This window comes from Caballeronia fortuita, assembly GCF_001544835.2.
Taxonomy (GTDB): Bacteria; Pseudomonadota; Gammaproteobacteria; order Burkholderiales; family Burkholderiaceae; genus Caballeronia; species Caballeronia fortuita.
Window position 1 is genome coordinate 629786 of the sequence record NZ_FCNX02000001.1, and the last position, 26449, is coordinate 656234.

Consider the following 26449-nt stretch of genomic DNA (forward strand, 5'->3'; position numbering starts at 1 on the left):
GCAGTCACAATTCGGATGGGAGTGCCCGGGCTTACCTGGACGAGCCGCCGTTGATATCCGTGGCGGCGATCGCACCGCGCACGTTACCGAAGAGCTTCATTACCCGGGTCACGTTGTTGTAGTTCATGCCATCGGCCGTCATCACGGACGGACCGCGCTGAAGTCTAACCGGTTTTTCCGTTTCGATGACATCGTCGTTCACCAGCACGCGAAAATGCCGGGAATCGGCCTGCATCTGCGGATCTCCGTAGCCGGCCGCGCGCAGGATGCGTGCGTCGTCGTAAAGATCGACGATGGAGACGTCTGCGTTGACCGTGCCGCGCAGCGCAGTCGCCGTGACAGTCGGCTTCAGCGGCTGAAACATGCGCATCGCGGGCAGCGTGAGGTCGCTGATCTCGTCGTCTTCGTAATGCACCATCGACTTCGCCGTCAGCCGATATTGAGTCGTGCCGGTGGCGTCCAGTTCGGAAACGGAGAAATTGTTGGCGAAGTAATCAGGCGTGTGGCGCTTCTCCGGCGCAACGGCCGGCGGACCGGGCGGCAGCGTGGCCTGCAGCAGCCAGTACGTGATGCCCGCCAGCGCGGCCATCGCGAGGAGCGGCAGGAGCGAGGCAAGCTTTCCGGGGCGCGGCATGGCGTCAGCCTCCGAGCGCCGCGGCGAGCAGTTCGTCGTAGCGATGCTGGGCGCGCAGGATCGCGTCGCAGACTTCGCGCACCGCGCCGTGTCCGCCGCGCGCTTCCGCGACCCAGTGCACGCGCTGGATCACTTCGGGATGCGCGTTAGCGGGCGCGGCCGCGAAGCCGCAGCGGCGCATCACCGCGAGATCGGGCCAGTCGTCGCCCATGTAGCCGCATTCGTCGGCCGCGATGCCGGTGGCCTCGAGCAGCTCGGCGAGCGCGACGGTCTTGTCGCCGACGCCCTGATAGAGATGCGTGATGCCGAGTTCGCGCGCACGCGCCGCGACGATGCCCGATTGCCGCCCCGTGATGATCGCCGTCTGCACGCCGACGGACTGCAGCATCTTCACGCCGTGGCCGTCGAGCGAATTGAACGACTTCATCGCGTCGCCTTCGGCGGTGAAGTAGAGGCTGCCGTCGGTGAAGACGCCGTCGACATCGAACACCATCAGCTTGAGCCGGCTCGCGCGTTCGGCGGCGGTGAGAGGCTTCTGCGCCATCAGATTACCTTCTTGGAGAAGAGGTCGTGCATGTTCAGTGCGCCGATCAGCGTCGCATCGGCGTCCACGACCAGCATCTGATTGATGCGATGGCGCTCCATCAGTTCCACGGCTTCGACCGCGAGATGATCTGGCGCGATCGTGCGCGGATTGCGCGTCATGACATCGGCGAGTTTGAGCGCGCGGAAATCGCCGTCGCGCTGCAGGATGCGCCGCAGGTCGCCATCGGTGAAAATGCCGTGGACGTGACGATTTTCGTCGATGACCGCGGTCATGCCCATGCGCTTGTCGGTGATCTGGAAGAGCGCGTCCGACACGGTCGCATCGAGCGAAACGACCGGCACTTCGTCGCCCACGCGCATCACGTCGCGCACGTAGGTCAGCAGGCGCCGCCCGAGCGCGCCGCCCGGATGCGAGCGCGCGAAGTCGTCAGGGCCAAAGCCGCGCGCGTCGAGCACGGCGACGGCAAGCGCATCGCCCAGCGCCATCGCGGCGGTGGTGCTCGCCGTGGGCGCGAGATTCATCGGGCATGCTTCCTTTTCGACGCGCGCGTTCAGGTGCATGTCGGCCAGTTGAGCGAGGCTCGATTCCGGCCGTCCCGTAATCGCGATCAGTTTTGCGCCGAGGCGCTTGATGAGCGGCAAAATGGCGACGAGTTCTTCGGTCTCGCCCGAGTTGGATAGCGCGATGAAGATGTCGTCGGCGGTGACCATGCCGAGGTCGCCGTGGCTCGCTTCGGCCGGGTGCACGAAGAACGCGGGCGTGCCGGTCGAGGCGAGTGTCGCGGCGAATTTGCGCGCAACATGCCCCGACTTGCCGATGCCGGACACGACCACGCGCCCGCGACAGCCAAGCAGCGTTTCGACCGCGTTGGCGAAGTTGTCGTCGAGGAGTTCTGCGAGCCCGCGAACAGCGTCGGCTTCAATCTGGAGTACGTTGCGAGCCAGCGCCAGTGCCCGGTCGCCATTGATTTTCGCTATCATGCGCGGAGTATAGCAAAGGCGATTCCGCGCCGCCCCTTCGGGGGGCCGGCCTGCCGCCGTCTATCCGCCCCCGCAAGCCCTGTCGTCAGGGGCCTTTTAAGATGCCGGAGCGCCCCATGCACGCGCCTCGGAACACTGACGAACGAGGACGCTAGTCGGATGTCGATTTCTCCGCTCGAAATGACGCTGTTGCTGCTGCTCTGCTCCGTGGCGGGCGTCGTCGTATTTCGCTATTTCAATCTGCCGCCGATGCTCGGCTATCTGACGGTCGGCATCATCGTGGGACCGCACGCAGCGGGTATCGCGCCTGATACTGACCGCGCGCAGCATCTCGCCGAATTCGGCGTCGTGTTCCTGATGTTTTCCATCGGCCTCGAATTCTCGCTTTCGAAGCTGCGTTCGATGCGGCGAATCGTTTTCGGACTCGGCGCGAGCCAGGTTGCGGCGACCATCGCGCTCGCGCTGATCTTCGGCTGGATTGCGAATTTCTGGACCGAAATGTCGTGGCAGGCGAGCTTCGCGCTCGGCGGCGCGATGTCGATGTCCTCGACCGCCATCGTCAGCAAGCTGCTCGCGGAACGGCTCGAACTCGAATCGGAGCATGGTCGCAATATCTTCGGCGTGCTGCTGTTTCAGGATCTGGCGGTCGTGCCGCTGCTCATCATCATCGCGGCGTTCGGCAACGGAAAATCGTCCGAACTGGCGATGTGGCTCGGCATCGCGGCGGTGAAGATCGTCGTCGCGTTGACGGTGCTGCTGTTCATCGGCCAGAAGTTCATGACGCGCTGGTTCGATCTCGTCGCGCGCCGCCGCTCGCAAGAGCTTTTCATGCTGAACCTGCTGCTGGTGACGCTCGGCGCGGCATTCATCACCGACAAATTCGGTCTGTCGCTCGCGCTCGGCGCGTTCATCGCGGGTATGTTGATCGCCGAAACCCCGTACCGGCATCAGGTGGAAGAGGACATCAAGCCTTTCCGCGACGTGCTGCTCGGCCTCTTCTTCGTGACGACCGGCATGCTGCTGAATCCACGCGTGATCTGGGAGCATCCGTTCCTCGTGCTCGGCTTCTTCGTCGTTCCGATTCTGCTCAAGGCCGTGATGATCACGGGCCTCGCGCGCGCGTTCGGCGCGACGCCGGGCGTCGCGATGCGTACCGGTCTCGGTCTCGCGCAGGCGGGCGAGTTCGGTTTCGTGTTGCTGAACCTGATTCTGGATTCGCATCTTGTCGATTCGACGATCCTGCAAGCGATTCTTTCCGCGATGCTCCTTTCGATGCTCGCCGCGCCGTTCATCATCCAGAACGCGGACCGGATCGTGCTGCGGCTGTCGTCGACGGAATGGATGCTGCAATCGCTGCAAATGACGAAGATCGCGACGCAAAGCCTGAAGCAGAGCGGCCACGTCATCATCTGCGGTTACGGCCGCGCCGGGCAGAACCTCGCGCGCATGCTGGAGCAGGAAGGCATTTCCTACGTCGCGCTCGATCTGGACCCGGATCGCGTCGCGGCGGCGGCGGCGGCGGGCGAGTCGGTCGTGTTCGGCGATGCCGGGCGGCGCGAGTCTTTGCTCGCGGCGGGCCTGCATCGCGCGGCGACGGTCGCGATCACCTACGCGAACACGCCGTCAGCGATGCGCGTGCTGCACAACATCCACGAACTCGCGCCGACCTTGCCGGTGATCGTGCGCACCGTCGACGACGCCGATCTCGAAAAGCTCACCGCCGCGGGCGCGACGGAAGTGATTCCGGAGATCGTCGAGGGCAGCTTGATGCTCGCATCGCACACGCTCGTCCTGATGGGCGTGCCGATGCGCCGCGTCGTGCGGCGCGTCGAGGAAATGCGCGATGCGCGTTACAGCTTGCTGCGCGGCTACTTCCACGGCGCCGACGACGTCGACGACGACGATGGCCACGAGCAGGTGCGGCTACAATCCGTACCCATCGACGCAAATTCCGAAGCCGTCGGGCATTCGCTCGACGATCTCGGGCTCGTCGGCAATGGTGTCGAGGTGACCGCGATCCGGCGCCACGGCATCCGGGGCGTTGCACCCGATCCCGAAACCAAGCTGCGCGCGAACGATATCGTCGTGCTGCGCGGCCTGCCCGAAGTGCTGGCGCAAGCCGAGGAACGGCTCTCGCGCAACCGCCGGGCGGCGTAGTTTCTCTCTCTTTATCACCAAGGCGAACGCGCGGCCACACGGCGCGGACTCCGGAGAAGTCATGTCCATTACCCCATCGCACGCCGAGCTCGACGCCGCGCGTTTCATCAAGGAGCGCGTGCGCACCGTCGAAAACTGGCCGCAGCCCGGCGTGCAATTTCGCGATATCACGACGATCCTGCAGGACCGCCGTGCGTTGCGCATGCTGATCGACCTGTTCGTGCAACGCTATATCGACGAGAACGTGAATGTGATCGCCGGCATGGACGCGCGCGGCTTCATCATCGGGCCGATTCTCGCGTACGAACTGAGCTTGGGCTTCGTGCCGATCCGCAAGAAGGGCAAGCTGCCGTACAAGACGCTCGAACAGTCGTATGAGCTGGAATACGGCCGCGCGACCGTCGAGATTCACGAGGATGCGTGCAAGCCCGGCGATCGCGTGGTGATCGTCGACGATCTCGTTGCGACCGGCGGCACGATGATGGCCGGCAAGATCCTGATCGAGCGGCTCGGCGCGGAAGTGGTCGAGGCTGCGGCGATCATCGATCTGCCCGATCTCGGCGGCTCGAAGCTCCTGCGCGAGAACGGCGTGCCGCTCTATACCGTGTGCGAATTCTCGGGACATTGACATGCCCAATGCTTTGCTCTTTCTCGCCGCGTCGGTTGCGATCACCGTCGCGCCCGGCCCCGACAATCTTCAGGTGCTCGCGCGCGGCATTTCGCAGGGACGGCTCGCGGGCGTCGTCGCGGCGTTCGGCTTCGCGTTCGGCGTGATCTTTCATACGACCCTTGCCGCGCTCGGCGTCGCGGCGCTGCTGCGTTCTTCGCCGATGGCGTTTCAGGCGGTGAAGCTCGCGGGCGCGGCGTATCTCGTGTGGATCGGCATCAAGGCGTTGCGCAGTCACGGCCTCGCAAGCGCGCACGCGCGTCCGAGCCAGCCGCTTACGACCGTGTTCCGTCAGAGCGTGATCGGCAACATGCTGAATCCGAAGGTGACGCTGTTCTTCATCGTGTTCCTGCCGCAGTTCGTCGATCCGCACGGCGCGCAAAGCGTCATGCTGCAGATGTTCGAACTTGGCGGGTTGTTCATGCTGCAAACGATCGTCGTGTTCTCGCTTTTCGGCATCGGTGCGGGAATGATCGGCGCGTGGCTGAAGCGCCGTCCGCGCGTCGGCATGTGGCTCGACCGGCTCGCGGGCGTGACGTTCATCGCGCTCGGCATCCGCGTCGCGCTGCGCGACTAACGTCATGACGCTGCCCGCCATCGTTGCCGCGCGCCGCTTCGACGCCGCCGCGCACGTGCCATTCTTCATCGGCGATGAACGCGTCGGCTGGATTCGCGCGTTCGACGTCGACGCGCTGCGCCGCTGGCCTTCCATCTTCTCCATCGACGACGTCGTGCGCTTGCAGGCGGACAGCGTGAAAGCGCGCACCGAGGCTTTGCAGGAAGTCATCGGCGCGCTCTTCGCCGAAGGCAAAATCCCCGGCTGGCGCGACGAAACCTACGCGATACGCAACGACTTCGACGCGCCGCCGCTTGCGTTCATCGAGCGTGCGGCATCGCGCTTCTTCGGCACGATGACCTACGCGGTGCATTTGAACGGCATCGTAAAATATCGGGATAAGGCGCCGCAATTGTGGATCGCGCGCCGCAGCGACACGAAGGCGACCGATCCCGGCATGCTCGATAACGTCGTGGCGGGCGGCATCGGCTCGGGTTTCGAACTCATGCCGACGCTCGTGAAGGAATGCTGGGAAGAGGCGGGCATGAGCGCCGAACTCGCTTCCACCGCGACGCCCGGCCGCACGTTTCATGTGCTTCAGTCGCTTCCGGAAGGCACGCAGGCCGAGCAGATCTTCGTCTACGACGTTTCCCTGCCGCCCGATTTCACGCCACGCAATCAGGATGGCGAAGTCGGCGAGCATCGCCTCGCGCGTATGGAAGACGTCGCGCGCTGGATCGAAGAGGGCGCGCTCACCGTCGACGCCAGTCTCGCCACGCTCGATTGCATGCTGCGCCATCGGTGGATCGACGAAGACGCGTGCGAAGGCATCGGCGTGCTGTTCGATCCGCCGCAAATTTAAAAGAACCGAACGAGGAAAGGTCATGTCGACCGAACATAGTTTCTATCTGAAGTTGTCGTGTCCGGACCGGCCGGGAATCGTGCATGCCGTGTCGGGCTTTCTGTTCAACCTCGGCGCGAACATCCTCGACTCCGCGCAGTTCGGCGACAGCCGCACCGGCGAATTCTTCATGCGCGTGCATTTTCAGCAGGTCGGCGGCGATCCCGGCCTCGACGCGCTGCGCAAGACTTTTTCCGATCTCGCCGACGAGTTCGGCATGCGCTGGGAGTTGCACGATGCATCGGTGAAGCCGCGCGTCGTCATCATGGTGTCGAAGATCGGGCATTGCCTGAACGATCTCTTGTTCCGCTATCGCACCGGGCAATTGCAGATCGAGATTCCGGCGATCATCTCGAATCATAAGGATTTTTATCAGCTCGCGGCGAGCTACGACATTCCGTTTCATCATCTGCCGCTGCTCAACGCGACGTCCGAAGCGAAGGCCGCTCAGGAAGCGCGCGTGATGGAAATCGTCGATCAGCACGAGACCGATCTCGTCGTGCTTGCGCGTTACATGCAGATTCTGTCGCCGGATTTGTGCGCGAAGCTGTCAGGCCGCGCGATCAATATTCATCACTCGTTTCTGCCGAGCTTCAAGGGCGCGAAGCCGTACTATCAGGCGTTCGACCGCGGCGTGAAACTGATCGGCGCGACTGCGCATTATGTGACCTCCGATCTCGACGAAGGCCCGATCATCGAGCAGGAAGTGGAACGCGTCGATCACAACATGACGCCGGATCAACTGACGGCGATCGGCCGCGACGTGGAATGCGTGACGCTCGCGCGCGCGGTGAAGTGGCACGCGGAGCATCGCATTCTGCTAAATGGCCACAAGACGGTGGTGTTCCGCTAAATCGCGAATTCCGGACGACAAAGCCCGCCGATTCGATTTCAGGCGGGCTTTTTTACGCTCAGACGAGCCGCAGATAAATCAGCTCGCGCTTGATATACCCGTAGAAAATCGGCGCGGCGATGACGCCCGGAATACCGAACGCGGCTTCCATCGCGAGCATCGCAAGAAGTAATTCCCACGCGCGCGCCTCGATTTGTCCGCCGATGATACGCGCGTTCAGGAAATATTCGAGCTTGTGAATCAGGATGAGAAACGCGAGCGACGCGACCGCCGTGCCGAACGAGACCGACAGCGAAATCCCGACGATGATCGTGTTCGAGATGAGATTGCCGATCACCGGCATCAATCCGACGATGAACGTGACGAGCACGAGCGTCTTGGAAAGCGGCAGCCGTTCGTGAAAGATCGGCAGCGCGACAAGCAGGTAGAGCGCGGTGAACACGGCGTTGATCGCGGAAATCTTGATCTGCGCGAACACGATGCGGCGGAAGGCATCGGAAAAACGCGACACGCGCGCGACGAGCGCCGTCGATAGCGGCAGCCGGTGATGCGACGCCCGCGGCGCGCTCACCGCGATGATCGCGCCGACGATCATCCCGATCACGATATGCCCGAAGCCGCGCGCCATTTCCTTGCCGCCTTGCTGAAGCATTTCGGCGTGCCTGTGCATCAGCTCGGTGGCTTTGTCCTTCATCTGCACGGTGTCCACGGGCAGATAATTCGCGATCCAGTCGGGCACGGACAGCCGCGCGCTCGACGTGATGCTCATCAACTGATCGAGCAGTTTTTGCACGCTCGGGAAATCACGCTCGATATGTTCGATGGTGGCGATGGTCGCGCCGGTCAGACCGCCGACGATGATTGCCGAAATCAACCCGACCGCGATCAGCCGCGCGCCCCGGCTGACCACGTGCCGTTCGATCACGGGCGCGATCATGTGCGTGAGCTGAAACACGAGCATGCCGGCGAGCAGCCCGCCGAGCAGTTGCAGCCTGAGCGTGAGATACAGCGCGAGCAACGCGAGGATATAGCTGCCGATCTCCACCGCCGACAGTTTCGGCAAACTCATGTCGCTCGTCAGCCTGACGTGGCGCGTGGGCAGGTCCCGTACACGCCCCTCCTCGTTGGCCGCTTCATTGCGCTTCGCCATGACTGCGTTCCCTTTTCTGCTGCGTACGACGATTATTCGTGCCGCGGCGCGCGCGGTGCATTCCGTTGCTCCGGCTGGCGCCCCCGCGAGCCAGACCGGCGCGCGAATCAGGCCGCCGACTTAGCCCGTTGCAACAAGGGTGCCAGATATCTGCCGGTGAAACTCGCTTTCGATTTCGCCACCTGTTCCGGCGTCCCCTGGGCGATGATCTGCCCGCCGCCCGCGCCGCCTTCCGGACCGAGATCGATGACCCAGTCAGCGGTTTTGATTACGTCGAGATTATGCTCGATGATTACGACAGTATTACCCTGATCGCGCAATCGATGAATCACTTCAAGCAAAAGCGCGATGTCGTGGAAGTGCAATCCGGTCGTCGGCTCGTCGAGGATATACAGCGTCCGACCCGTATCGCGCTTGCTCAGTTCCAGCGAAAGCTTGACGCGCTGGGCTTCGCCGCCCGATAGCGTCGTCGCGGACTGGCCGAGCCGGATGTAACCGAGACCGACGTCGAGCAGCGTTTTCAGCTTGCGCGCGACCACCGGCACCGCCTTGAAGAACTCGTGCGCCGCCTCGACCGTCAGGTCCAGCACTTCGCTGATGTTCTTGCCCTTGTACTGAACTTCGAGCGTCTCGCGGTTGTACCGCTTGCCGTGGCAGACGTCGCAGGGCACGTAGACATCGGGCAGAAAATGCATTTCCACCTTCAAAACGCCGTCGCCCTGACAGGCTTCGCAGCGGCCGCCCTTCACGTTGAACGAAAAGCGCCCCGGATCGTAGCCGCGCTCCTTTGCCGCCGGCACGCCCGCGAACAGTTCGCGGATGGGCGTGAACAGTCCGGTGTAAGTGGCAGGATTGCTGCGCGGCGTGCGGCCGATCGGCGATTGATCGACGGCAATTACTTTGTCGAAGTGTTCGAGACCTTCGATCGACTCGTAAGGCGCGGGCTCCGTCGCCGAACCGTACAGATGCTGGGCGACGGCGTGCTGTAGCGTGTCGTTGATGAGCGTCGACTTGCCCGAGCCGGACACGCCGGTTACGCAAGTCAAAAGCCCGACGGGCAAATCCAGCGTCACGCGCTTCAAATTGTTGCCGTGCGCCTCGACGATGCGCAACATGCGCTCGTCGGGCGAAGTGCGCTCGGCGGGATAGCTGATCGTGCGCTTGCCCGACAGATACTGCCCCGTGATCGAATTCGCGTCCTTCTGCACCTGAACCGGCGTTCCTTGCGCGACGATCACGCCGCCGTGCTCGCCCGCGCCCGGCCCCATGTCGACGACGTAATCCGCCATGCGGATCATGTCCTCGTCGTGCTCGACGACGATCACCGAATTACCGATGTCGCGCAGATGCTTGAGCGTGTCGATGAGCCGGTCGTTATCGCGCTGATGCAGACCGATGGACGGCTCGTCGAGCACGTACATCACGCCGGTCAGCCCCGAGCCGATCTGCGACGCGAGCCGGATGCGCTGCGCCTCGCCGCCGGAAAGCGTCTCCGCGCTGCGTTCCAGCGACAGATAATCCAGCCCGACGTTGTTCAGAAACGAGAGCCGCGCGACGATTTCCTTGATGACCTTGTCGGCGATTTCGCCCTTCGCACCTTCCAGGCGCAGCGTCTGAAAGTAGCCGAGCGCGTCGCGCAGCGGCCATCCGCTGATTTCATAGATGCCGCGCGCCTGATCTTCCGCGCCGACCTTCACGAAGCGCGCCTCGCGCCGCAGACGCGTGCCTTCGCACGCCGGGCACGGCTGATTGTTCTGGTATTTCGCGAGCTCTTCGCGCACGGCGGCGGAATCCGTCTCGCGGTAGCGCCGCTCCAGATTCGGGATGATGCCTTCGAACGCATGCTCTCGCACCGACGCGCGCCCGCGCTCGTTGATGTACGAGAACGGGATCGCCTGCTTGCCGGAGCCGTTCAGCAGGATCTTGCGCACTTTCTCGGGCAGGTCCTCGAACGGGACGTCGATTTCGAACTCGTAGAACGCCGCGAGACTTTGCAGCATCTGGAAATAGAACTGGTTGCGCCGGTCCCAGCCCTTCACCGCGCCCGCCGCGAGCGACAGCGACGGATGCGCGACCACGCGCTTCGGATCGAAGAACGTGATCTGGCCGAGGCCGTCGCACTCGGGGCACGCGCCCATCGGATTATTGAACGAGAAAAGGCGCGGCTCGAGTTCCGGCAGCGAGTACGAGCAGATCGGGCAGGCGAACTTCGAGCTGAAGAGTTTTTCCTTCTCGGTGTCCATTTCGAGCGCGATCGCGCGGCCATCGGCGAGACGCAGCGCGGTTTCGAACGATTCGGCGAGGCGCTGCTTCATGTCCGGACGCACTTTGAGGCGGTCGATCACGACATCGATCGTGTGCTTGTCGTTCTTCTTGAGCTTCGGCAGCGAATCGACTTCGTAGATTTTCGCGACGCCTTCGTTAGCCGTGCCGCCGCCCGAACGAATGCGGAAACGGATGAAACCCTGCGCCTGCATTTCCTCGAACAGTTCGACGTGCTCGCCCTTGCGATCCGCGACGACCGGCGCGAGGATCATCAGCTTCGTTTCCTCGGGCAGCGCGAGCGCGGCGTCGACCATTTGCGAGACGCTTTGCGCCTCCAGCGGAATCAGATGATCCGGGCAATACGGCGTGCCGACGCGCGCATACAGAAGCCGCAAATAATCGTGAATTTCGGTGACGGTGCCGACCGTCGAGCGCGGATTGTGCGACGTCGCTTTCTGCTCGATGGAAATGGCCGGCGACAATCCTTCTATCAGATCGACGTCCGGTTTTTCCATCAACTGCAAAAATTGCCGCGCATACGCCGAGAGGCTTTCGACGTAACGGCGCTGACCTTCCGCATACAGCGTGTCGAACGCGAGCGACGACTTGCCCGACCCGGACAGGCCCGTGATCACGATCAGCTTATGGCGCGGCAAGTCGAGATTGACGTTCTTCAGATTGTGGGTGCGAGCCCCACGAATGCGAATTTCTTCCACGAGTCTGTTCCGGCGTTGATTCGGATGCTTTCGGTCGTTTTGTGCGGCGCTTTCGTCCGTCCGGATGGGCCATGCAGCCATTGCCGGGCGGAAAGAGAGAGGGCCAAACCTGCTACTATAACGACTTTTAAAGGGCGCGGCGCCCGAGCCCCGAGGGCCGGATGCGCGTCGATTGGCCGGCGCGGGGGCTCGCCGGTCATCTGCGGGCGAGCGCGAACGCGACGAGCGGCGCGACCGTGCCGTGCGTTCCATATAGTGCCGTTTCGAGCAAGAACAAGGCGGCCGCGCCTGGCTGCGCCGCAGGCCAGGCCAGACGCGACTCTCATCCTTTTCCCGTTTCTGATGTCCAATCCGTCTGCCACGTCCACACGTCTCTCCGCGCCGGAGTTGCGCGCGACCGTGTCGCTCGCTGCCATCTTCGCGCTGCGCATGCTCGGTCTTTTCATGATCATGCCGGTGTTTTCCGTGTACGCGAAAACCATCCCCGGCGGCGACAACGTGCTGCTCGTCGGCATCGCCCTCGGCGCTTACGGCGTCACGCAGTCGATGCTCTACATCTTCTACGGCTGGATTTCCGACAAACTCGGGCGCAAGCCGGTGATCGCGTTCGGCTTGCTGGTGTTCGCGATCGGCAGTTTCGTCGCGGCCGCCGGACATTCGATGGCGTGGATCATCGCCGGGCGCGTGATTCAGGGAATGGGCGCGGTGTCGTCGGCGGTGATCGCGTTCATCGCCGATCTCACGCACGAAGAAAACCGCACCAAGGCAATGGCGATGGTCGGCGGCAGCATCGGCGTGTCGTTCGCGGTGGCGATCGTCGGCGCGCCGATCGTGTTCCACTGGGTCGGCATGAGCGGGCTTTTCACGGTGATCGGCGTGCTGTCGATTCTCGCGGTGGGCGTGGTCTTCTGGATCGTGCCGGATCCGCCCGCGCACCCGGTTCACGTCAAGGCGCCGTTCGCAGAAGTGCTGCACAACGTCGAGTTGCTGCGCCTGAACTTCGGCGTGCTCGTGCTGCACGCGACGCAAACCGCGCTCTTTCTCGTCGTGCCGCGCATTCTGGTGGACGGCGGGCTGCCGGTCGCGTCGCACTGGAAGATTTACCTGCCCGTGATGGCGCTCGCGTTCGTTCTGATGGTGCCGGCCATCATCGCCGCCGAGAAACGTGGAAAAATGAAGAGCGTGATGCTGAGCGCGATCGGGCTTATCCTGATCGGCCAGTTGTTATTGGGCGCGGCTCCCCATACGCTGTGGTCCGTGGCAGCCATTCTGTTCGTGTACTTTCTCGGCTTCAACGTGCTTGAGGCGTCGCAGCCGTCCCTGGTGTCGAAACTCGCGCCGGGCACGAGAAAGGGCGCGGCGGCGGGCGTGTACAACACGACGCAGTCGATCGGCCTCGCGCTCGGCGGGGTGATCGGCGGCTGGCTGCTCAAGCTCGACGGACCGAGCGCGGTCTTCTTCGCCTGTTCGGCGCTGGTGTTCGCGTGGCTCGTCGTCGCTACGTGGATGAAACCGCCGCCGCGCAGAAGCGAGCGCGCGGCCTGAGGAAAATTTGAATCATCGAATCGAGCCGGCATGGTGCGGCTGAGTCTACGTCTGAAGACGAGATCGGTCCAATCGCATCATTCGGCTGACAGTTAGCAAGGAATCTACCGGAGAAATCATGGCATCAGTCAACAAGGTCATTCTCGTGGGCAATCTGGGCGCCGACCCGGAAACCCGCTACCTCCCGAGCGGCGACGCCGTGGCCAACATCCGTCTCGCGACGACGGACCGCTACAAGGACAAGGCCTCCGGCGAATTCAAGGAACTCACGGAGTGGCATCGCGTGGCGTTCTTCGGCCGGCTCGCCGAGATCGTCAACGAATATCTGAAGAAGGGCTCGTCGGTGTACATCGAAGGGCGCATCCGCACGCGCAAGTGGACCGACCAGTCGGGCCAGGAGCGTTATTCGACGGAGATCGTCGCGGATCAGATGCAGATGCTCGGTGGCCGCGGCGGCGCAGGCGGCGGCGATGACGGCGGCTACAGCCGCAGTGCTCCGATGGAACGTTCCGGCGGCGGTGGTGGCGGTGGTGGCGGCGGTCGTGCGCCCGCGGGCGGACGTGCAAGCGGTGGCGGCGCGAGTGGCGGCTCCAGCCGGCCGAGCGCACCGGCTGGCGGCGGCTTCGACGACATGGACGACGATATCCCGTTCTGATCGTCGACGAACGATTTGCACTTCCAAGTATGGGCTTCGGACTGTGATAGTCCGAAGCCCATTTTTTTCGTCCCGGCAAGGCGCTTTCCGAATTATGGCGCGCGCATCACCTTTTCTCCTCACGGCATATTAATCTCTCGGAACGCGGGACGACTGACGCTCCTCGAATTTTGAGTCGGGGAGAGCGGTCGAAAGCTAATCGGATTCTTCCTATGGTCTACGAAATATTCGCAATCTATTTTGAAGTTATCATTCAAGAGATTTAATCGCAGTATTTATATGCTTGCTGTCATCGATCTAAGCGCTTCCGAGTTTTTGTTTATCTGATTTCGGTAAACGAGTATTCGGAACAAGTGCGTAGTAATGCGTGGGGTTCGGTTTGATCCGTCGCGCGGTCGTTGAAATCAAAAGCATACTCACTAGACCAACAAAATAATCGGGGGCCCTCTTGAAGCTTCGAATAGTTCTTGCTGACGATCATCCTTTTGTTCTCCTCGGAATGAAGGCGCTGTTCGCCGCCGAGAACGGAATGAAGGTAGTCGGCGAGGCGAATAACGCGAGCACCCTGCTCGCCGAACTCGCCATGAGGTCGTGCGATGTGCTGGTCACAGACTTCGCCATGCCCGAACCGGGCGTGGATGCAAATGACGGGCTTCGTCTCATTCGCAAGGTGCGTCAGGATTTTCCGAGCATCATCATCGTGGTGCTAACCAGTGTCAGCAATGTCGCGATCTTGCGCTCGATTCTGAATGCGGGCGCGATGAGCCTGGTCAACAAAGCGGAGCCGATGGAACTGGTGGCCACGGCCGTGCGGCATGCGAGTGTCGGACGTCGTTTCGTGAGCGCTTCGTTCGTTGCCGCGCTCGCTGAAGCAGGCACGGAGACCGAATTTTCGTCGGAAGAGCCGCGTCTTTCTCCGCGTGAGGTCGAAGTCGTTCGCCTGTTTGCGAAGGGTCATTCGATTACGGAAATTGCGAGAGAACTGAATCGTGATGTCCGCACCATCAGCCGTCAGAAACGTGACGCCATGAACAAGCTTGGTGTAAGAAACGATCCCGGTCTTTTCGCTTTCGTTCGTGCGCGTGGTTTAGGATGACTATTTTGTTTAACGATCACTTTCGGACGCATCTTATGTATCAAGATATTTCGATGCCCGATGCTCACAGTTCATATTTGGACGTGGATTTGAGTCCGCAGGATAAGAAGGGGTTTAAGGCGATGGAGTTCGGGAATGGGAGCTATGTGTTCTCGCACGCTAAGCGGATAAGGCTGGCCATAGCAGATGACCATCCGCTCGTTATTCTCGCAGTCGAGCGTCTTGCTGGGAATTTTCCCAACGTTCAGGTCGTGAGTCGAAATGTAGACTCCACACAACTCGAAGAGTCGCTTGCTCGCGGCGAGTGTGACGTCGCCATCATCGATTACTTCATGCCGGGCGGCCGTTACGGCGACGGCATCGAGTTGATCCAGCACGTTGCGAATCAGTATCCCGATGTTCGGATCGTCGTCATGTCACGCAGCGACAACGCCACGCTCGTCAAGCAGGCGCTGGAAGCTGGCGCGCATGCATTCCTTAGCAAGGAAGACCGCCTCGATCTCATCTACGTCGCCATCGTTTCGGTCATGGCGAATGAAACCTATCTCGGTCCGGCCATACGCCGGACGCTGGCGCTCGCGAACGCAGAGAGCCACGCTCGCTTCATCCGCCAGAGACTCTCGAGTCGTGAACTGGAAGTGATCGAGCGCTATGCGCGAGGCGCGAACGTTACCGAGATCGCGAAGGATCTCGGTCGAAGCGTCAAGACGATCAGCGCGCAAAAGTGCGCAGCGATGCGAAAGCTCGATCTGTCGACGGACGCTGACTTGTATCGACTCATAGCGGACAGTGACTTGACCTGAACCATCAGCAAGGGGCGCGCGGGGCAAGCTCCAAAGGTCCGGCAGGAGACGACGCACAGTTGATTCTACGACTGCAGCGTGCCGGAGAAACATCACAAAACGTATAAGAAGATGAGCACACAAACGCCGATACGCGCGATCGTTGCTGACGACCACCCGGTTGTCATCAAGGGCATTCAGTGTTTCCTGGAACGCGACGGGGCGATCCGTGTAGTGGCTACTGCGCAAGACACACTAGCGCTTGCTGAAGCGGTCGAAGCCACACCATGCGATATCGTGCTTTCGGACATCGGTATGCGCGGAATCGACGGAGAGAACAGTTCGATCGGCTATCTCCGGAGCTTGTCGTGGCAGGAGAAAAGACCGAGGGTCATCGTGCTCACGATGATCTCCCACATGCGCATGCTGGCGGGTCTCGTTCAACTCGGCGTCGATGGCATCGTCGACAAGCGCGACGGACTCGGATGCCTGCATGACGCGATAGCCGTCGCCCAAGACGGTGGCTGTTTTCTTTCGCCGTCCGTGGAAGCGGCTGTGCGCCATTTGCCACCTACATCGCCGGCGCGTGCGGGTGTGTTGAGCCGACGCGAGTGGGAAGTTTTTCAGCTTTACGCGAGCGGCCTTCTCGTTCATGAAATCGCGGATCATTTCGGCCGAAGCCGCAAGACGATCGCGACGCAAAAGCGGAGCGGTATGCGCAAGCTAGGACTCGAAAGCGAGGGCGAACTGGTGACCTACCTTCAGCAGGTCGGATTGGTCTGATGCGGTGCCGTCCGGGGAATGCTCCCACTTAGGAGCAAATTGGGACACTTCTGATTCGATCATGATGCGTTGCGAGTCAGACTCAAATCATTTCACTCGATGGCCAAGCGCGAAGCGCGAGCACTCTTTGTCTGCCAATAGCAGCGAAGTGGCGTCCTCGTGACCTCGCTCAGCAGGCGAAGCAACTGTCGTTGCATACGTCGGCCGCATCCGAGGAGTTCGATTTGAGATTTCTGTTTGCGCGTTGTCTGCTCCTTCTGAGTCTGGTCGTGGCGCCATTCAGCCATGCGGCCGATGCGCCCGGTTCGGCCACCGGCCACTCGCAACCCGCTGCCGAAGTCGCTTTCAAGCTCGATCTCCCTGAGCGCGATTACCTACGCACGTTGAAGCCGCTCGTCGTCGGCGTGATCGATGCACCGGACGCCGCTGCAGATGATTCGTTGGAACGGCCCGAAGTCGCGCTGGAAAAAATCGAGAAGTCGCTCGGCATCTCGTTCAAGGCGCGGCAATTCAACGATTGGGCCGCGGCTGCATCGGCGTTTCAGCGTGGCGATATCGATATGATCGTCGCATCAAGTCCGCCGGGCATGCTGAATTACGCGATGCACTCCGAACTGCAACCGCTCGATCAACTCATCCGGCGCGCATTCAAGCAAGCCGAGACACCAGCCACCACAGGGCGAGCGCACGCATTCGCGATTTCGAATATCACGGCGTTACGCTTGCTGCCTGCGCTCATCGGCATTGCGGCGGTGCTGCTCGTGACGCTGCGCGCGTTTATCCGGCTGCAACAGGAGATGTGCCGGCGCATGGAGACCGAGCAGCGGTTGGCCACGCAACTCAGCTTCCAGCAGACCATGATGGAGGTCGTGCCGTATCCGCTCATTGCGAAGGACATGCAGAATCGCTATATCGCGGTGAATCGCGCTTTCGAGGAGGCGCTCGGCGTGCGGCGCGAAGATATTCTCGGGCGCACGAGTCTCGAAGTGACGGCATGGGGCGAGGCGCATAGCCGTGTGGTCCACGACCTGACCGACGCGACTCTGGCCACTGGTCAGCGTCAGGAAGTCGAGGCGGAGTTTCTGGACGAAGACAATCGCCCGCGCTGCGGGCTATTTTGGACGGGTTGTTTTACCGCATCGAACGGGGAGCGGGCCGGCGTCGTCGGCACGATGATCGATATCACCGATATCCGCGACGCCGAAACGCGTGCGCGGCAGACCGAGCGTCGGCTGCACGACGTGACGCGTTCGCTGCCCGCGGTCGTGTTTCAGTTGCGTCGCGCGAGCGATGGCAAGTACCGCCTTCCATATATCGATGGCGACACGCGCCAGTTGCTCGGTCTCGACGTCGCCGCGTTGGCCGACGACCCGATCAACGCGTTGACGCACGTACACGAGGAGGACGCCGCGCGTCTCCTCGAAGAAATCGAAACTTCGGCGCGAACGCTGGAGCCGCTGCATACCGAATTTCGCTCGACGGTGGAAGGTGTTACGCGCTGGATCCGCGCCGACCTCGTCGCGCATCGCGAGGACGATGGCGCCGTGGTGTGGAGCGGCTATTGGGCCGATGCCAGCGTCGAGCACGCACGCGCCGACGAACTCGCCCGCGCGCGCGACACAGCCGAGGCCGCATCGCGCGCGAAGGACGACTTCCTCGCGATGATGAGTCACGAGATCCGCACACCGATGAACGGCGTTCTCGGCCTCGTCGAAGTGCTCGAAAACACGCCGCTCAATCCCGATCAATCCCAGATGCTCGGCATGATTCAGGATTCCGCGAGCGCGTTGCTGCAGATTCTCGACGATCTCCTCGATTATTCGAAGATCGAGGCGGGCCGTCTGACGATCGAGTCGACGCCGGTCGATCTGCGTGAACTCGTCGATAGCGCGGTCGGACTGCTCGCTGGACGCGCGCATGAGAAGGGCTTGCGCGTGCGTGTGGACATGGCGCCGGAAGTGGCCGCAACCGTCCGGGGCGACAGTGTGCGTCTGCGGCAGGTTCTCTTCAACCTTCTGAGCAACGCGATCAAGTTCACGATCAAGGGCGAAGTCGCGGTCCACGTGCGCGCGGTCGAGCAGCGCGAATCGGAGCAAGTGATCGAACTGTGCGTGAAGGACACGGGCATCGGAATCGCACCGGAGGCGCAGCAAAGTCTCTTCGAGCCGTTCGTGCAGGCGGAAACATCCACGACGCGCCGTTTCGGCGGCACTGGGCTCGGACTCACGATCTGCAATCGTCTCGTCGAATTGATGGGCGGCGCGATGAGTCTCGAAAGCGCGATCGGCATCGGAACGGCCATGAGCGTTCGTCTCACGATGCCCATCGAAACATCGCACTATCAGATCGACGGATTGCGCGGCAAGCGAGGCGTCGTTGCGATCGACGACGACCGCGTGGCCGCGGCACTCATGCACTTTGGCGAGGCGCTCGGTCTCTTCCTGCAGCGCTACACGCCCGATGAACTCGAGAGAGCCGTGACCGTGTCGCTCGAAGATATCGACATTGTCTTCTTGAGCGATACGCACAAGCGCGCCGTGCCGTCCGGCTCGCGCATAATACACGTGACCGAAAAGCCGAAGCCGACCGGTTACCGGATTCTCGAAGACGGCATCCGTGTGAGCGTGAATCCGATTTCATGGCACGGGCTCGGTGCAGCGTGCGTGGCGGCGCTGACGGGCATGCCGCAAGTTGCGTCGGGCGTCGCGCTCTGTCAGGAAACGAAGATGGCGCCGCCGGATCGCGAAGACGCGTTGCGCAGCGGCAAGCTCGTGCTCGTGGCCGAGGATCATCCGGTGAATCAGGAGTTGATCCGTCATCAGCTTTCATTGCTGGGGATGGCCTGCGATGTCGTGCACGACGGCGCCGAAGCATACGCCGCGCTCGCCGATACGCGCTACGGCTTCCTGATAACCGACTGCCATATGCCCAAGATGACGGGCTACGAACTCGCGCGGCGCATTCGGGCCGATGAAGCAGGCACGGCGCGTCGGCTGCCGATTCTCGGCATCACTGCGAGCACGGCGCCCGACGAACTGCGCAAGTGCCGCGAGTCCGGGATGGACGACTGCCTCGTCAAGCCAACGCGGCTCGCCACGTTGCGCGAGCATCTGAATCGATCGTGGACGGACGACAGCGCGGAGCCCGAACTCGTCACGCATTCGATGCAGGTTACCGCCGCGCCGCCGCGCGACGATGACGAACTCGATCTCGACGCGATGGCTCAGCTATGGGGCAGTGAGTCGACGGTCAAGGCGCTGCTGGACGCGTTCGTTTCGTCGTTCCGTGAGGATCTCGTGGCGCTCCGGCGATTGCTCGATCGCGGCACGGTCGATGATCTGCGCGATTGGCATCATCGCGTGTTCGGAGCGGCGAGCGTGTTGCAGTATCGGCCGCTGCTCGACGCGCTGGAGGACTTTCGCCGCGATCTGCATACGAAGTCGCGCGACGTGCGCCGTAGCGACGGATTCGCGCTCATCGCGCGATGCGAACAACTCGTCGAGCGCATTCAGACGCAAGGCGCGACGATTCATTGAACCTTCGCGCATTCACTCCGCGAGCGCGCCGGTGTTCGCATCGACGAGATCGCGCTCGCGAAAGTACGTCAGCGCGAAATCCACGAAAGAGCGCGTTTTGGCGGAGACATGGCGGCGCCCCGGATAGACGATCGATACTTCCTTGTCCGCGCCTCCGATCGCGTAGCCAGAAAGGAGGCGCACGAGTGCTCCCGTATCGATGTCTTGCGCCACGTAGCTCTCCGGCAGCACCGCGATGCCCATTCCGGAAAGCGCTGCTTGCCGCAACATGTGAGAGCTGTTCACGGCGTAGGCCGGATCGAGCGCGATGCTTTCGGCCGCGCCGGACGGTCCCACGAAGGTCCATGTCGGGCCGTGAATGTCCGCGGACGGCGCGAGAAACTCGTGCGCCGCCAATAATGCGGGGCGCATAGGCGTGCCGTGCCGCGACAGATATTCCGGCGACGCGACGAGCACCGCGGCGACCCTTACCAGCGGCCGGTTGATCAACATGCCACTGTTGACGAGGTGAGGCACGACGATGCCGACATCGAATCCTTCCGCGACGAGATCGATGGGACGATGCAGCAAAGTCAGCCGCAGTTTGACGCTCGGATAGCGCTCGCGATACGCGTGCAGCATCGGCGTGAGTCCAAGCAGCGAAAACGACGCCGACGCGACCAGCTTGAGCGTCCCGGACGGATTCACGGAACTGCTCGCCACCGACGCTTCGATGGCTTCAACTTGCTCGATCACCGCGCGACAGCCTTCCGCATAAGCGCGCCCGGCTTCAGTCAGAGAGACGCTGCGCGTCGTCCGGTTCAAGAGGCGCGTATTGAGGTGCGCTTCAAGCAAGGAGACATAGCGCGTTACGACAGCGTTGGAAAGATCGAGCGCGGCGGCGGCACGGCCGAATGATTCGGTCTCCGCGACCTTCATGAAGACGCGCATTGCCTGGAGTTGATTCATTGAGATATAACACTTCGAATGGCGAATCGATATGAGCGGCTAATGCGCACCTCGCGTGCGCGATTCTAGAGCGCGATCTGATGCGCAAACATCGGAAGGTTCTGATCCGGCGCGAGTGTATCAATGTGGCCACTGTCGCATGTATGCAACTGAGCACGGCGAGCGGGCGCGGACAAAGCGCAGCGAATGACGTGTAAGTCCATGCGGCCTAAGCATTTACCCGTCCCAAAAAAGCACTTTTTGAATTATTCGAAAAGCCTTTTGTGTTTCCTTTTTCGGTTTCTCAAAAAGACCGGGCAATAAACTTTGTCGTGCCGAATATCGGTGCTGAGCTTAACGGGCAACGAGGCAATCCACGCTCGACAGGCGTTCGGCCTGAAGCAACCCATCGAGTCTCACGACTTAGGAAAGGAACACGCATGAAAAAGAATCTGATCGTCACGGCCATCGCAGCTTTGGCCGCATCGTTCGCAGGCGCTGCCAACGCGCAGAGCAGCGTCACGCTGTATGGTTTGATCGACACGGGCTTGACGTTCGTGAATAACGTCTTCGACGCAAACCCGGATCACGCCAACATGAAGGCCACGTACCACGGTCTGACGAGCGGCAACCTGCAAGAAAGCCGCTGGGGCCTGCGCGGTGCCGAAGATCTGGGCGGTGGTCTGAAGGCGATCTTCACGTTGGAGAGCGGCTTCGATTCGGGCAACGGCCAACTGGGTGAGAACAACAAGCTGTTCGGCCGTCAGGCATACGTTGGCCTGTCGTCGCAAGCCGGCACGGTCACGCTGGGTCGTCAATACGACTCCGTCGTCGACTATCTCGGTCCGCTGAGCGCAGCAGGCACGTGGGGCGGTACGTACTTCGGTCACGTCGCAGGCAATGACAACCTGAACAGCGATTTCAGCATCGCCAACGCGATCAAGTTCCAGAGCGCGAACTACGCTGGTTTCTCGTTCGGCGGTCTGTATGGCTTCTCGAACGAAGCTGGTGGCTTCGCTGACAACCGTGCTTACAGCGTGGGTGCTGGATACGGAAATGGTCCGTTCAAGTTCGGCGCTGCGTACATGCAGGGCAATGGCGTGAACGCGACGACCAACGGCGCCATCTCCGGCGAACAGTTCATGGGTACGCTGCCGGGCCGAGACGTCACGGTGAAGGGCATGCGTCAACGTACCTTCGGTGCGGGTGCAAGCTACGCGTACGAAGCCATGACGTTCGGTGCAGTGTGGACGCAAACGCGCGTCGACAACAGCTACGTTGACAACGCGTCGCTGGTTTACAACAACTACGAGTTGAATGGTCACTACGCTGTGACGCCGGCGCTTTCGCTGGGTGCCGCGTACACGTACACGACTGGCAAGATCAACAACTTCGGCGTGCAGTCGGAGAAGGCGAAGTTCCACCAGTTCGGCCTGCAAGCTGACTACGCGCTGTCGAAGCGCACCGACTTCCACGTCGAAGCAGTGGCGCAGATCGGTTCGTCGAGCGGCGATGCTCCCGCTCCGTACGCCGCAATCGCCAACAACAACGGCGCATTCGGTATGTCGTCGAGCAGCCGTCAGGTGCTCGTGAACACGGGTATCCGTCACCGCTTCTAAAGCGTTCTGACCGGTAAGCAGTAGAAAGAGGGCACCGCAAGGTGCCCTTTTTTCGTTGATGCAACGCCGACAGCGAAGCTAGGTCGAGCCATCGAAATGCACTACGATGACCGTGCAACTCATATGAGGCCGCAAAAAGGAGAGCAAAAATGATCTCGACCTGCCGACCACATGCACGCTGGGCCGCAGTTTTCACGCTCACGCTTCTGATGACGGCTGCCGCTCACGCCGACACCGTCGCGCTCAAAGCCAATCTCCAGCCGTCGAGCGAAGTCCCGCCGCGCGTAAGCAAAGGCCACGGTGTCGTCGATGCCACTTTCGACACCGATACCAAAATACTCACCTGGACCGCGACATACGCTGACCTGTCCGGCCCGGTAACAATGGCGCATTTCCACGGCCCCGCGCCGGTCGGTCAGAACGCGAAAGTCCAGGTTCCCATCGACAAGAAAGCGCTCGCGAGCCCGATGAAAGGGCAGGCGACACTCACCGATCAGCAAGTGACGGATTTGATGGCCGGCCAGTGGTACTTCAACATCCACACGCAGGAAAATCCGACCGGCGAGATACGCGGTCAGATGATGCCGGCGAACTGACGCCTGCCGCGCGATGAGCTGGCAAAGCGACTTCGCCTGCTGGATCGTGCGCAAGCGCGTGCGTCCGCACAGCGCGAAGCCCGCCCTCGATGTCAATCTCGCGCGCAACTACGCGTCGCGCCGGATCTGGTCCCCGCGCGTGCCGAAAGGCTGGCGGCTCGATATCCGCGACACGCCCGCTCACGCTCCGTTGCGCGGCGAATGGCTCACGCCGCCGGCCACTCCGACCGCGACGATCCTCTATTTCCACGGCGGCGGCTATTACTTCTGCTCGCCGCGCAGTCATCGCGCGATCGCGTTTGGCCTGGCCACGAAGATCGGGGCCCGCGTGTTCTCGCTCGATTATCGTCTCGCGCCCGAGCATCGATTTCCCGCCGCGCTCGACGACAGCCTCGCCGCCTATCGGCGCCTGCTCGAGGACGGCGTTCCCGCAGAATCGGTTGCGATCGCCGGCGACTCGGCGGGCGCCGGTCTCGCGCTCGCAACGCTCCTCGCGCTACGCGACGCCGGCGATCCGCTTCCCGCGGCGGCGGCGCTGTTCTCGCCGTGGACGGACCTGACCGGGAGCGGCGAGTCGATGCGAGCCAACGAAGGCCGCGATCCGATGTACCACGCGTCCGTGTTTCCCGAAGTCGCCGCGCAATATCTCGGCGCGGCGGACGCGCGCGATCCCTACGCATCGCCGCTTTTCGGCGACTTCGAAGGCTTGCCGCCGCTGCTGATTCAGGTCGGCGACACCGAACTATTGCTCGACGATTCGACCCGCGTGGCCGCCAAAGCGCGCGCGGCGGGCGTGCGCGTCGAACTGGAAATCTGGCGCAAGGTTCCGCACATTTTTCAGATCTGGTCGCCGTTCATGCCTGAAGCGCGCGACGCGCTCGCGCACGCCGCCTCGTTCATCGAAACCGCGACTGCGGCGCCGCGAATTCATCGTCCGCCCATCACCTCGATCGTCTGATAAGCACGCTCGACCGCCGACGCGCCGTATCGACGCTCCAGCCTGCGCACGGTGAAGTGCCCGTGCGCCATCTGCTGAAAATGGTCGATGAACACGGTGTTGACCATCGCGCCGAGCACCGCGCCGATCGCCGGAATGGACTTCGCCGCGACCTGCTCGCTGACCTGCACGGAGAATCGCGAGGCGATCGTCTGCAGGAACTTGAGCAGCGCCGTCGAGCCGTGACTGCTCAATCCCTTCGCGGCGACCTCGCTGGTCGCGCGCGAAACCGACTGCGCGAGCGCGCCGCGCACGATGAAATAGCCGAGATCGGCGTTGTCGTCGCTGGCTTTGGTGCCGCCCATGCCGAGCACCATCAGGCATTGCAGTTGCGTCTCCACGCGATGCACGTCCTCGCCCTCGCTGCGCGCGATGTCGCAGATCGAGCGGAACATCAGCGTCGTCGTGACCGGAAGTTCGACGGGCAGCGCGAACAGCCCGAACGCGCCGCCTGCCGCGCCGGTCGTCGCGACGGCAAGCTTGTGCATCAGGTTATGCGGCTTGTCGGGCGGCGGCGCGAGCAGCGAATCGGACGGCGCGCTCTTGCCGATCGTGCGCAGCGCGACCTGCAGGCACTTCTTCAGCGCGAGCTGCGTCGCTTCGTCGACTTTTTCCTGCGCGGCGGAAGGCAAGCGTCCCATCAACTTTTCGATGGGCGCGCCGACGACGCTCGCCAGCTTCATCGTCAGTGACGGGCTTTCGAGCGCTTCCTTCGCGCGGGCGAGCGCCGCGAAGTCTTCGGTGGTAAGCGGCGAGGTGATGATCGGCGTCGGTTCCATGCGAGTCTTGTATCCAGAGAATGATGAGCTTCCACGCAGATTAGAGCGCGGCAGCGTGCTATGATTCCATTTCCGTTGACTAGTCAATCATTGCGCTTACAAAAGATGGCCGTTCACACAGCCGCGCATCATTCCAGCGGACAAGTCCTGCCTTTCCGCGAGTCGCTCATGGCGATGCTGGGCATCTCGTTCGTCACGATGCTCGTCGCGCTCGACCAGACGGTGGTCGGCACCGCGCTGCCCACGATCGTGGCCGAGCTCAAGGGCTTCGATCTCTACGCGTGGGTCGCAACCTCGTATCTTCTAACTTCCGTCATCACCGTGCCGATTTTCGGGCGGCTCGGCGACTACTACGGGCGCAAACCGTTCGTGATCGCGTCGATCGTGGTGTTCACGGTCGCGTCCGTGCTGTGCGGGCTTGCCAACAGCATGATGTTCCTCGTGCTCGCGCGCGGGTTGCAGGGCATCGGCGGCGGCATGCTCGTCGGGACCGCGTTCGCGTGCATCGCCGATCTCTTTCCCGATAACGTCGTGCGCCTGCGCTGGCAAGTGATGATGAGTTCCGCGTTCGGCATCGCCAATGCGGTGGGGCCGTCGCTCGGCGGTTTTCTCACGCAATACTACGGCTGGCGCTCGGTGTTCTACGTGAATCTACCAGTGGGTATCGTTTCGCTCTTTTTCGTGTGGCGCTTCCTGCCGCATCTGCGCCACATCGCGCACGAAGGCAAGATGCGTCTCGACTGGCCCGGCGCGATGCTCATCGCGGTGGCGCTCGGCGCGCTGCAGATGTTCGTCGAAATGTTGCCGAAGCACGGGTTCAGCGCCGAAACGGCCGCGCTGCTCGCGATGAGCGTCGCCGCGGGCTTCGCGCTGTGGAAGTGGGAGAAGCGCTGCGATCACGCGATCCTGCCCATCGACATGTTCCGCAACAAGGCGCTCGCCGCGCTCTTCACGCTCTCGATTCTCGGCGGCTTCACGATGTTCTCGCTGCTCTTCTACGCGCCGCTGCTGTTCCAGGGCGGCTTCGGCATGTCGCCGAAGGACGCCGGCATGATGATCACGCCGCTCGTCGTCTTCATCACGATCGGCAGCATCGTGAACGGGCGCATCGTCACGCGACTGAAGAACGCGAACGTGATGCTGTACGCCGGTTTTGCGCTGCTCGCGGTGTCGTGTCTCGGCGTCGTCGTCGCGACGCACAACATGCCGCGCGCGCTGCTGCTCGTCGTCATGTTGCTCGGCGGCCTCGGGCTCGGCTTCGTCATGCCGAATCTCACCGTCTTCGCTCAGCAGACCGCGGGCCGCGCGCATCTCGGTATCGCGACCGCGTTGCTGCAATCGCTGCGCATGATCGGCGGGATGATCGGCACCGCGCTCACCGGCACGCTCGTGAGTCATCTCTATGCGAGCGGCGTGAGTCTCGCGCTCGAAAAAGATCGCGCGATGCACTGGGCCGCCGATCTCTCCGATCCGCAAATCCTCATCAATCGCGAAGGCCAGCAGACGCTGCTCGCGCAACTGTCGGCAGCGGGTCATAACGGCGCGATGCTGCTCGAAGCGGCGCGCGAGGCGCTCGTCGCGGCGATTCACATCGGTCTTGCGCTGGCCGCGCTAATCGCCGTGGTGTCGTTGTGGCAGTCGCGCCGCGTGCCGCCGGTACGCTTGAAAGGGCCGCAAGAACCGGTCATCCTCGCCGAATGACTACGGA

At 62.3% G+C, this 26449-nt stretch carries 22 protein-coding genes; 15 read left to right on the top strand and 7 right to left on the bottom strand.

Going from position 1 to position 26449, the window contains the following annotated elements; genetic code table 11:
* Positions 1-31: 31 nt before the first annotated feature.
* The 3 genes from lptC to kdsD are packed head-to-tail and all read right to left on the bottom strand — an operon-like array spanning position 32 to position 2161.
* Positions 32-634, bottom strand: coding sequence for an LPS export ABC transporter periplasmic protein LptC (gene lptC / locus AWB77_RS02995; RefSeq protein WP_061132866.1), 603 nt, complete (start codon positions 632-634; stop codon positions 32-34).
* A gap of 4 nt (positions 635-638) precedes the next feature.
* Positions 639-1178, bottom strand: coding sequence for a KdsC family phosphatase (locus AWB77_RS03000; protein ID WP_061132867.1), 540 nt, complete (start codon positions 1176-1178; stop codon positions 639-641).
* Entirely contained in the window at positions 1178-2161 is a 984-nt protein-coding gene (kdsD, locus tag AWB77_RS03005; protein WP_061132868.1) for an arabinose 5-phosphate isomerase KdsD, read from the bottom strand. Before kdsD ends, AWB77_RS03000 begins: the two co-directional genes overlap by 1 nt.
* Positions 2162-2320: 159 nt before the next feature.
* On the opposite strand from kdsD, the gene AWB77_RS03010 reads away from it, so the two are divergent.
* From AWB77_RS03010 to purU, 5 genes are all read left to right on the top strand, one after another.
* Positions 2321-4318, top strand: a complete 1998-nt coding sequence (locus AWB77_RS03010; protein ID WP_061132869.1) for a monovalent cation:proton antiporter family protein — start codon at positions 2321-2323, stop codon at positions 4316-4318.
* Between the two features lie 61 nt (positions 4319-4379).
* The gene (locus AWB77_RS03015) at positions 4380-4946 is read left to right on the top strand and encodes an adenine phosphoribosyltransferase (protein ID WP_061132870.1); all 567 of its coding nucleotides are present in this window, start codon (positions 4380-4382) and stop codon (positions 4944-4946) included.
* 1 nt (position 4947) lies between these two features.
* Complete coding sequence (locus AWB77_RS03020; protein ID WP_061132871.1) at positions 4948-5562, top strand: LysE family translocator; 615 nt, start codon at positions 4948-4950, stop codon at positions 5560-5562.
* A 4-nt stretch (positions 5563-5566) separates the two neighbouring features.
* On the top strand, positions 5567-6403 hold the full coding sequence (locus AWB77_RS03025; protein WP_061132872.1) for an NUDIX hydrolase: 837 nt from the start codon (positions 5567-5569) through the stop codon (positions 6401-6403).
* Between the two features lie 22 nt (positions 6404-6425).
* On the top strand, positions 6426-7295 hold the full coding sequence (gene purU / locus AWB77_RS03030; RefSeq protein WP_061132873.1) for a formyltetrahydrofolate deformylase: 870 nt from the start codon (positions 6426-6428) through the stop codon (positions 7293-7295).
* A gap of 58 nt (positions 7296-7353) precedes the next feature.
* On the opposite strand, the gene AWB77_RS03035 is transcribed toward purU, so the two are convergent.
* Together AWB77_RS03035 and uvrA are read right to left on the bottom strand one after the other, a co-directional pair.
* Positions 7354-8445, bottom strand: a complete 1092-nt coding sequence (locus tag AWB77_RS03035; protein WP_061132874.1) for an AI-2E family transporter — start codon at positions 8443-8445, stop codon at positions 7354-7356.
* Positions 8446-8552: 107 nt separating this feature from the next.
* Positions 8553-11426, bottom strand: coding sequence for an excinuclease ABC subunit UvrA (gene uvrA, locus AWB77_RS03040; protein ID WP_061132875.1), 2874 nt, complete (start codon positions 11424-11426; stop codon positions 8553-8555).
* 342 nt (positions 11427-11768) lie between these two features.
* Here uvrA and AWB77_RS03045 point away from each other — a divergent pair, with 342 nt between their 5' ends.
* The 6 genes from AWB77_RS03045 to AWB77_RS03070 all read left to right on the top strand — a co-directional run bounded on the left by AWB77_RS03045 (position 11769) and on the right by AWB77_RS03070 (position 19823).
* Positions 11769-12971 carry an MFS transporter gene (locus AWB77_RS03045; protein ID WP_061132876.1) on the top strand — a complete coding sequence of 401 codons (1203 nt, stop codon included), beginning with the start codon at positions 11769-11771 and terminating at the stop codon, positions 12969-12971.
* Positions 12972-13089: 118 nt separating this feature from the next.
* Positions 13090-13626, top strand: coding sequence for a single-stranded DNA-binding protein (locus tag AWB77_RS03050; protein WP_061132877.1), 537 nt, complete (start codon positions 13090-13092; stop codon positions 13624-13626).
* Positions 13627-14074: 448 nt separating this feature from the next.
* Positions 14075-14722: a response regulator gene (locus tag AWB77_RS03055; protein ID WP_074168832.1), complete on the top strand. Its 648-nt coding sequence runs from the start codon at positions 14075-14077 to the stop codon at positions 14720-14722.
* A gap of 35 nt (positions 14723-14757) precedes the next feature.
* Positions 14758-15525: a response regulator gene (locus AWB77_RS03060; protein ID WP_244158395.1), complete on the top strand. Its 768-nt coding sequence runs from the start codon at positions 14758-14760 to the stop codon at positions 15523-15525.
* 111 nt (positions 15526-15636) lie between these two features.
* Positions 15637-16287: a response regulator gene (locus tag AWB77_RS03065; protein ID WP_061132879.1), complete on the top strand. Its 651-nt coding sequence runs from the start codon at positions 15637-15639 to the stop codon at positions 16285-16287.
* Positions 16288-16511: 224 nt separating this feature from the next.
* Positions 16512-19823, top strand: a complete 3312-nt coding sequence (locus AWB77_RS03070) for an ATP-binding protein (RefSeq protein ID WP_061133145.1) — start codon at positions 16512-16514, stop codon at positions 19821-19823.
* A 12-nt stretch (positions 19824-19835) separates the two neighbouring features.
* Here the strand turns inward: AWB77_RS03070 and AWB77_RS03075 are convergent, their stop codons facing one another.
* Positions 19836-20771 (bottom strand): LysR family transcriptional regulator, encoded by a 936-nt coding sequence (locus AWB77_RS03075; protein ID WP_061132880.1) that lies wholly within the window; start codon positions 20769-20771, stop codon positions 19836-19838.
* 419 nt (positions 20772-21190) lie between these two features.
* Between AWB77_RS03075 and AWB77_RS03080 the strand changes: the two genes are divergently transcribed.
* The 3 genes from AWB77_RS03080 to AWB77_RS03090 all read left to right on the top strand — a co-directional run bounded on the left by AWB77_RS03080 (position 21191) and on the right by AWB77_RS03090 (position 23923).
* A complete protein-coding gene (locus AWB77_RS03080) occupies positions 21191-22369 on the top strand; it encodes a porin (RefSeq protein ID WP_061132881.1) in 1179 nt (392 codons plus the stop codon).
* A gap of 209 nt (positions 22370-22578) precedes the next feature.
* Positions 22579-22965, top strand: coding sequence for a CHRD domain-containing protein (locus AWB77_RS03085; RefSeq protein ID WP_061132882.1), 387 nt, complete (start codon positions 22579-22581; stop codon positions 22963-22965).
* A 13-nt stretch (positions 22966-22978) separates the two neighbouring features.
* A complete protein-coding gene (locus AWB77_RS03090; protein ID WP_061132883.1) occupies positions 22979-23923 on the top strand; it encodes an alpha/beta hydrolase in 945 nt (314 codons plus the stop codon).
* Here the strand turns inward: AWB77_RS03090 and AWB77_RS03095 are convergent.
* Positions 23893-24741 carry an EcsC family protein gene (locus AWB77_RS03095; RefSeq protein WP_061132884.1) on the bottom strand — a complete coding sequence of 283 codons (849 nt, stop codon included), beginning with the start codon at positions 24739-24741 and terminating at the stop codon, positions 23893-23895. The genes AWB77_RS03090 and AWB77_RS03095 overlap by 31 nt on opposite strands.
* Before the next feature lie 105 nt (positions 24742-24846).
* Here AWB77_RS03095 and AWB77_RS03100 point away from each other — a divergent pair, with 105 nt between their 5' ends.
* The gene (locus AWB77_RS03100) at positions 24847-26442 is read left to right on the top strand and encodes an MFS transporter (protein WP_061132885.1); all 1596 of its coding nucleotides are present in this window, start codon (positions 24847-24849) and stop codon (positions 26440-26442) included.
* Positions 26443-26449: the final 7 nt, after the last annotated feature.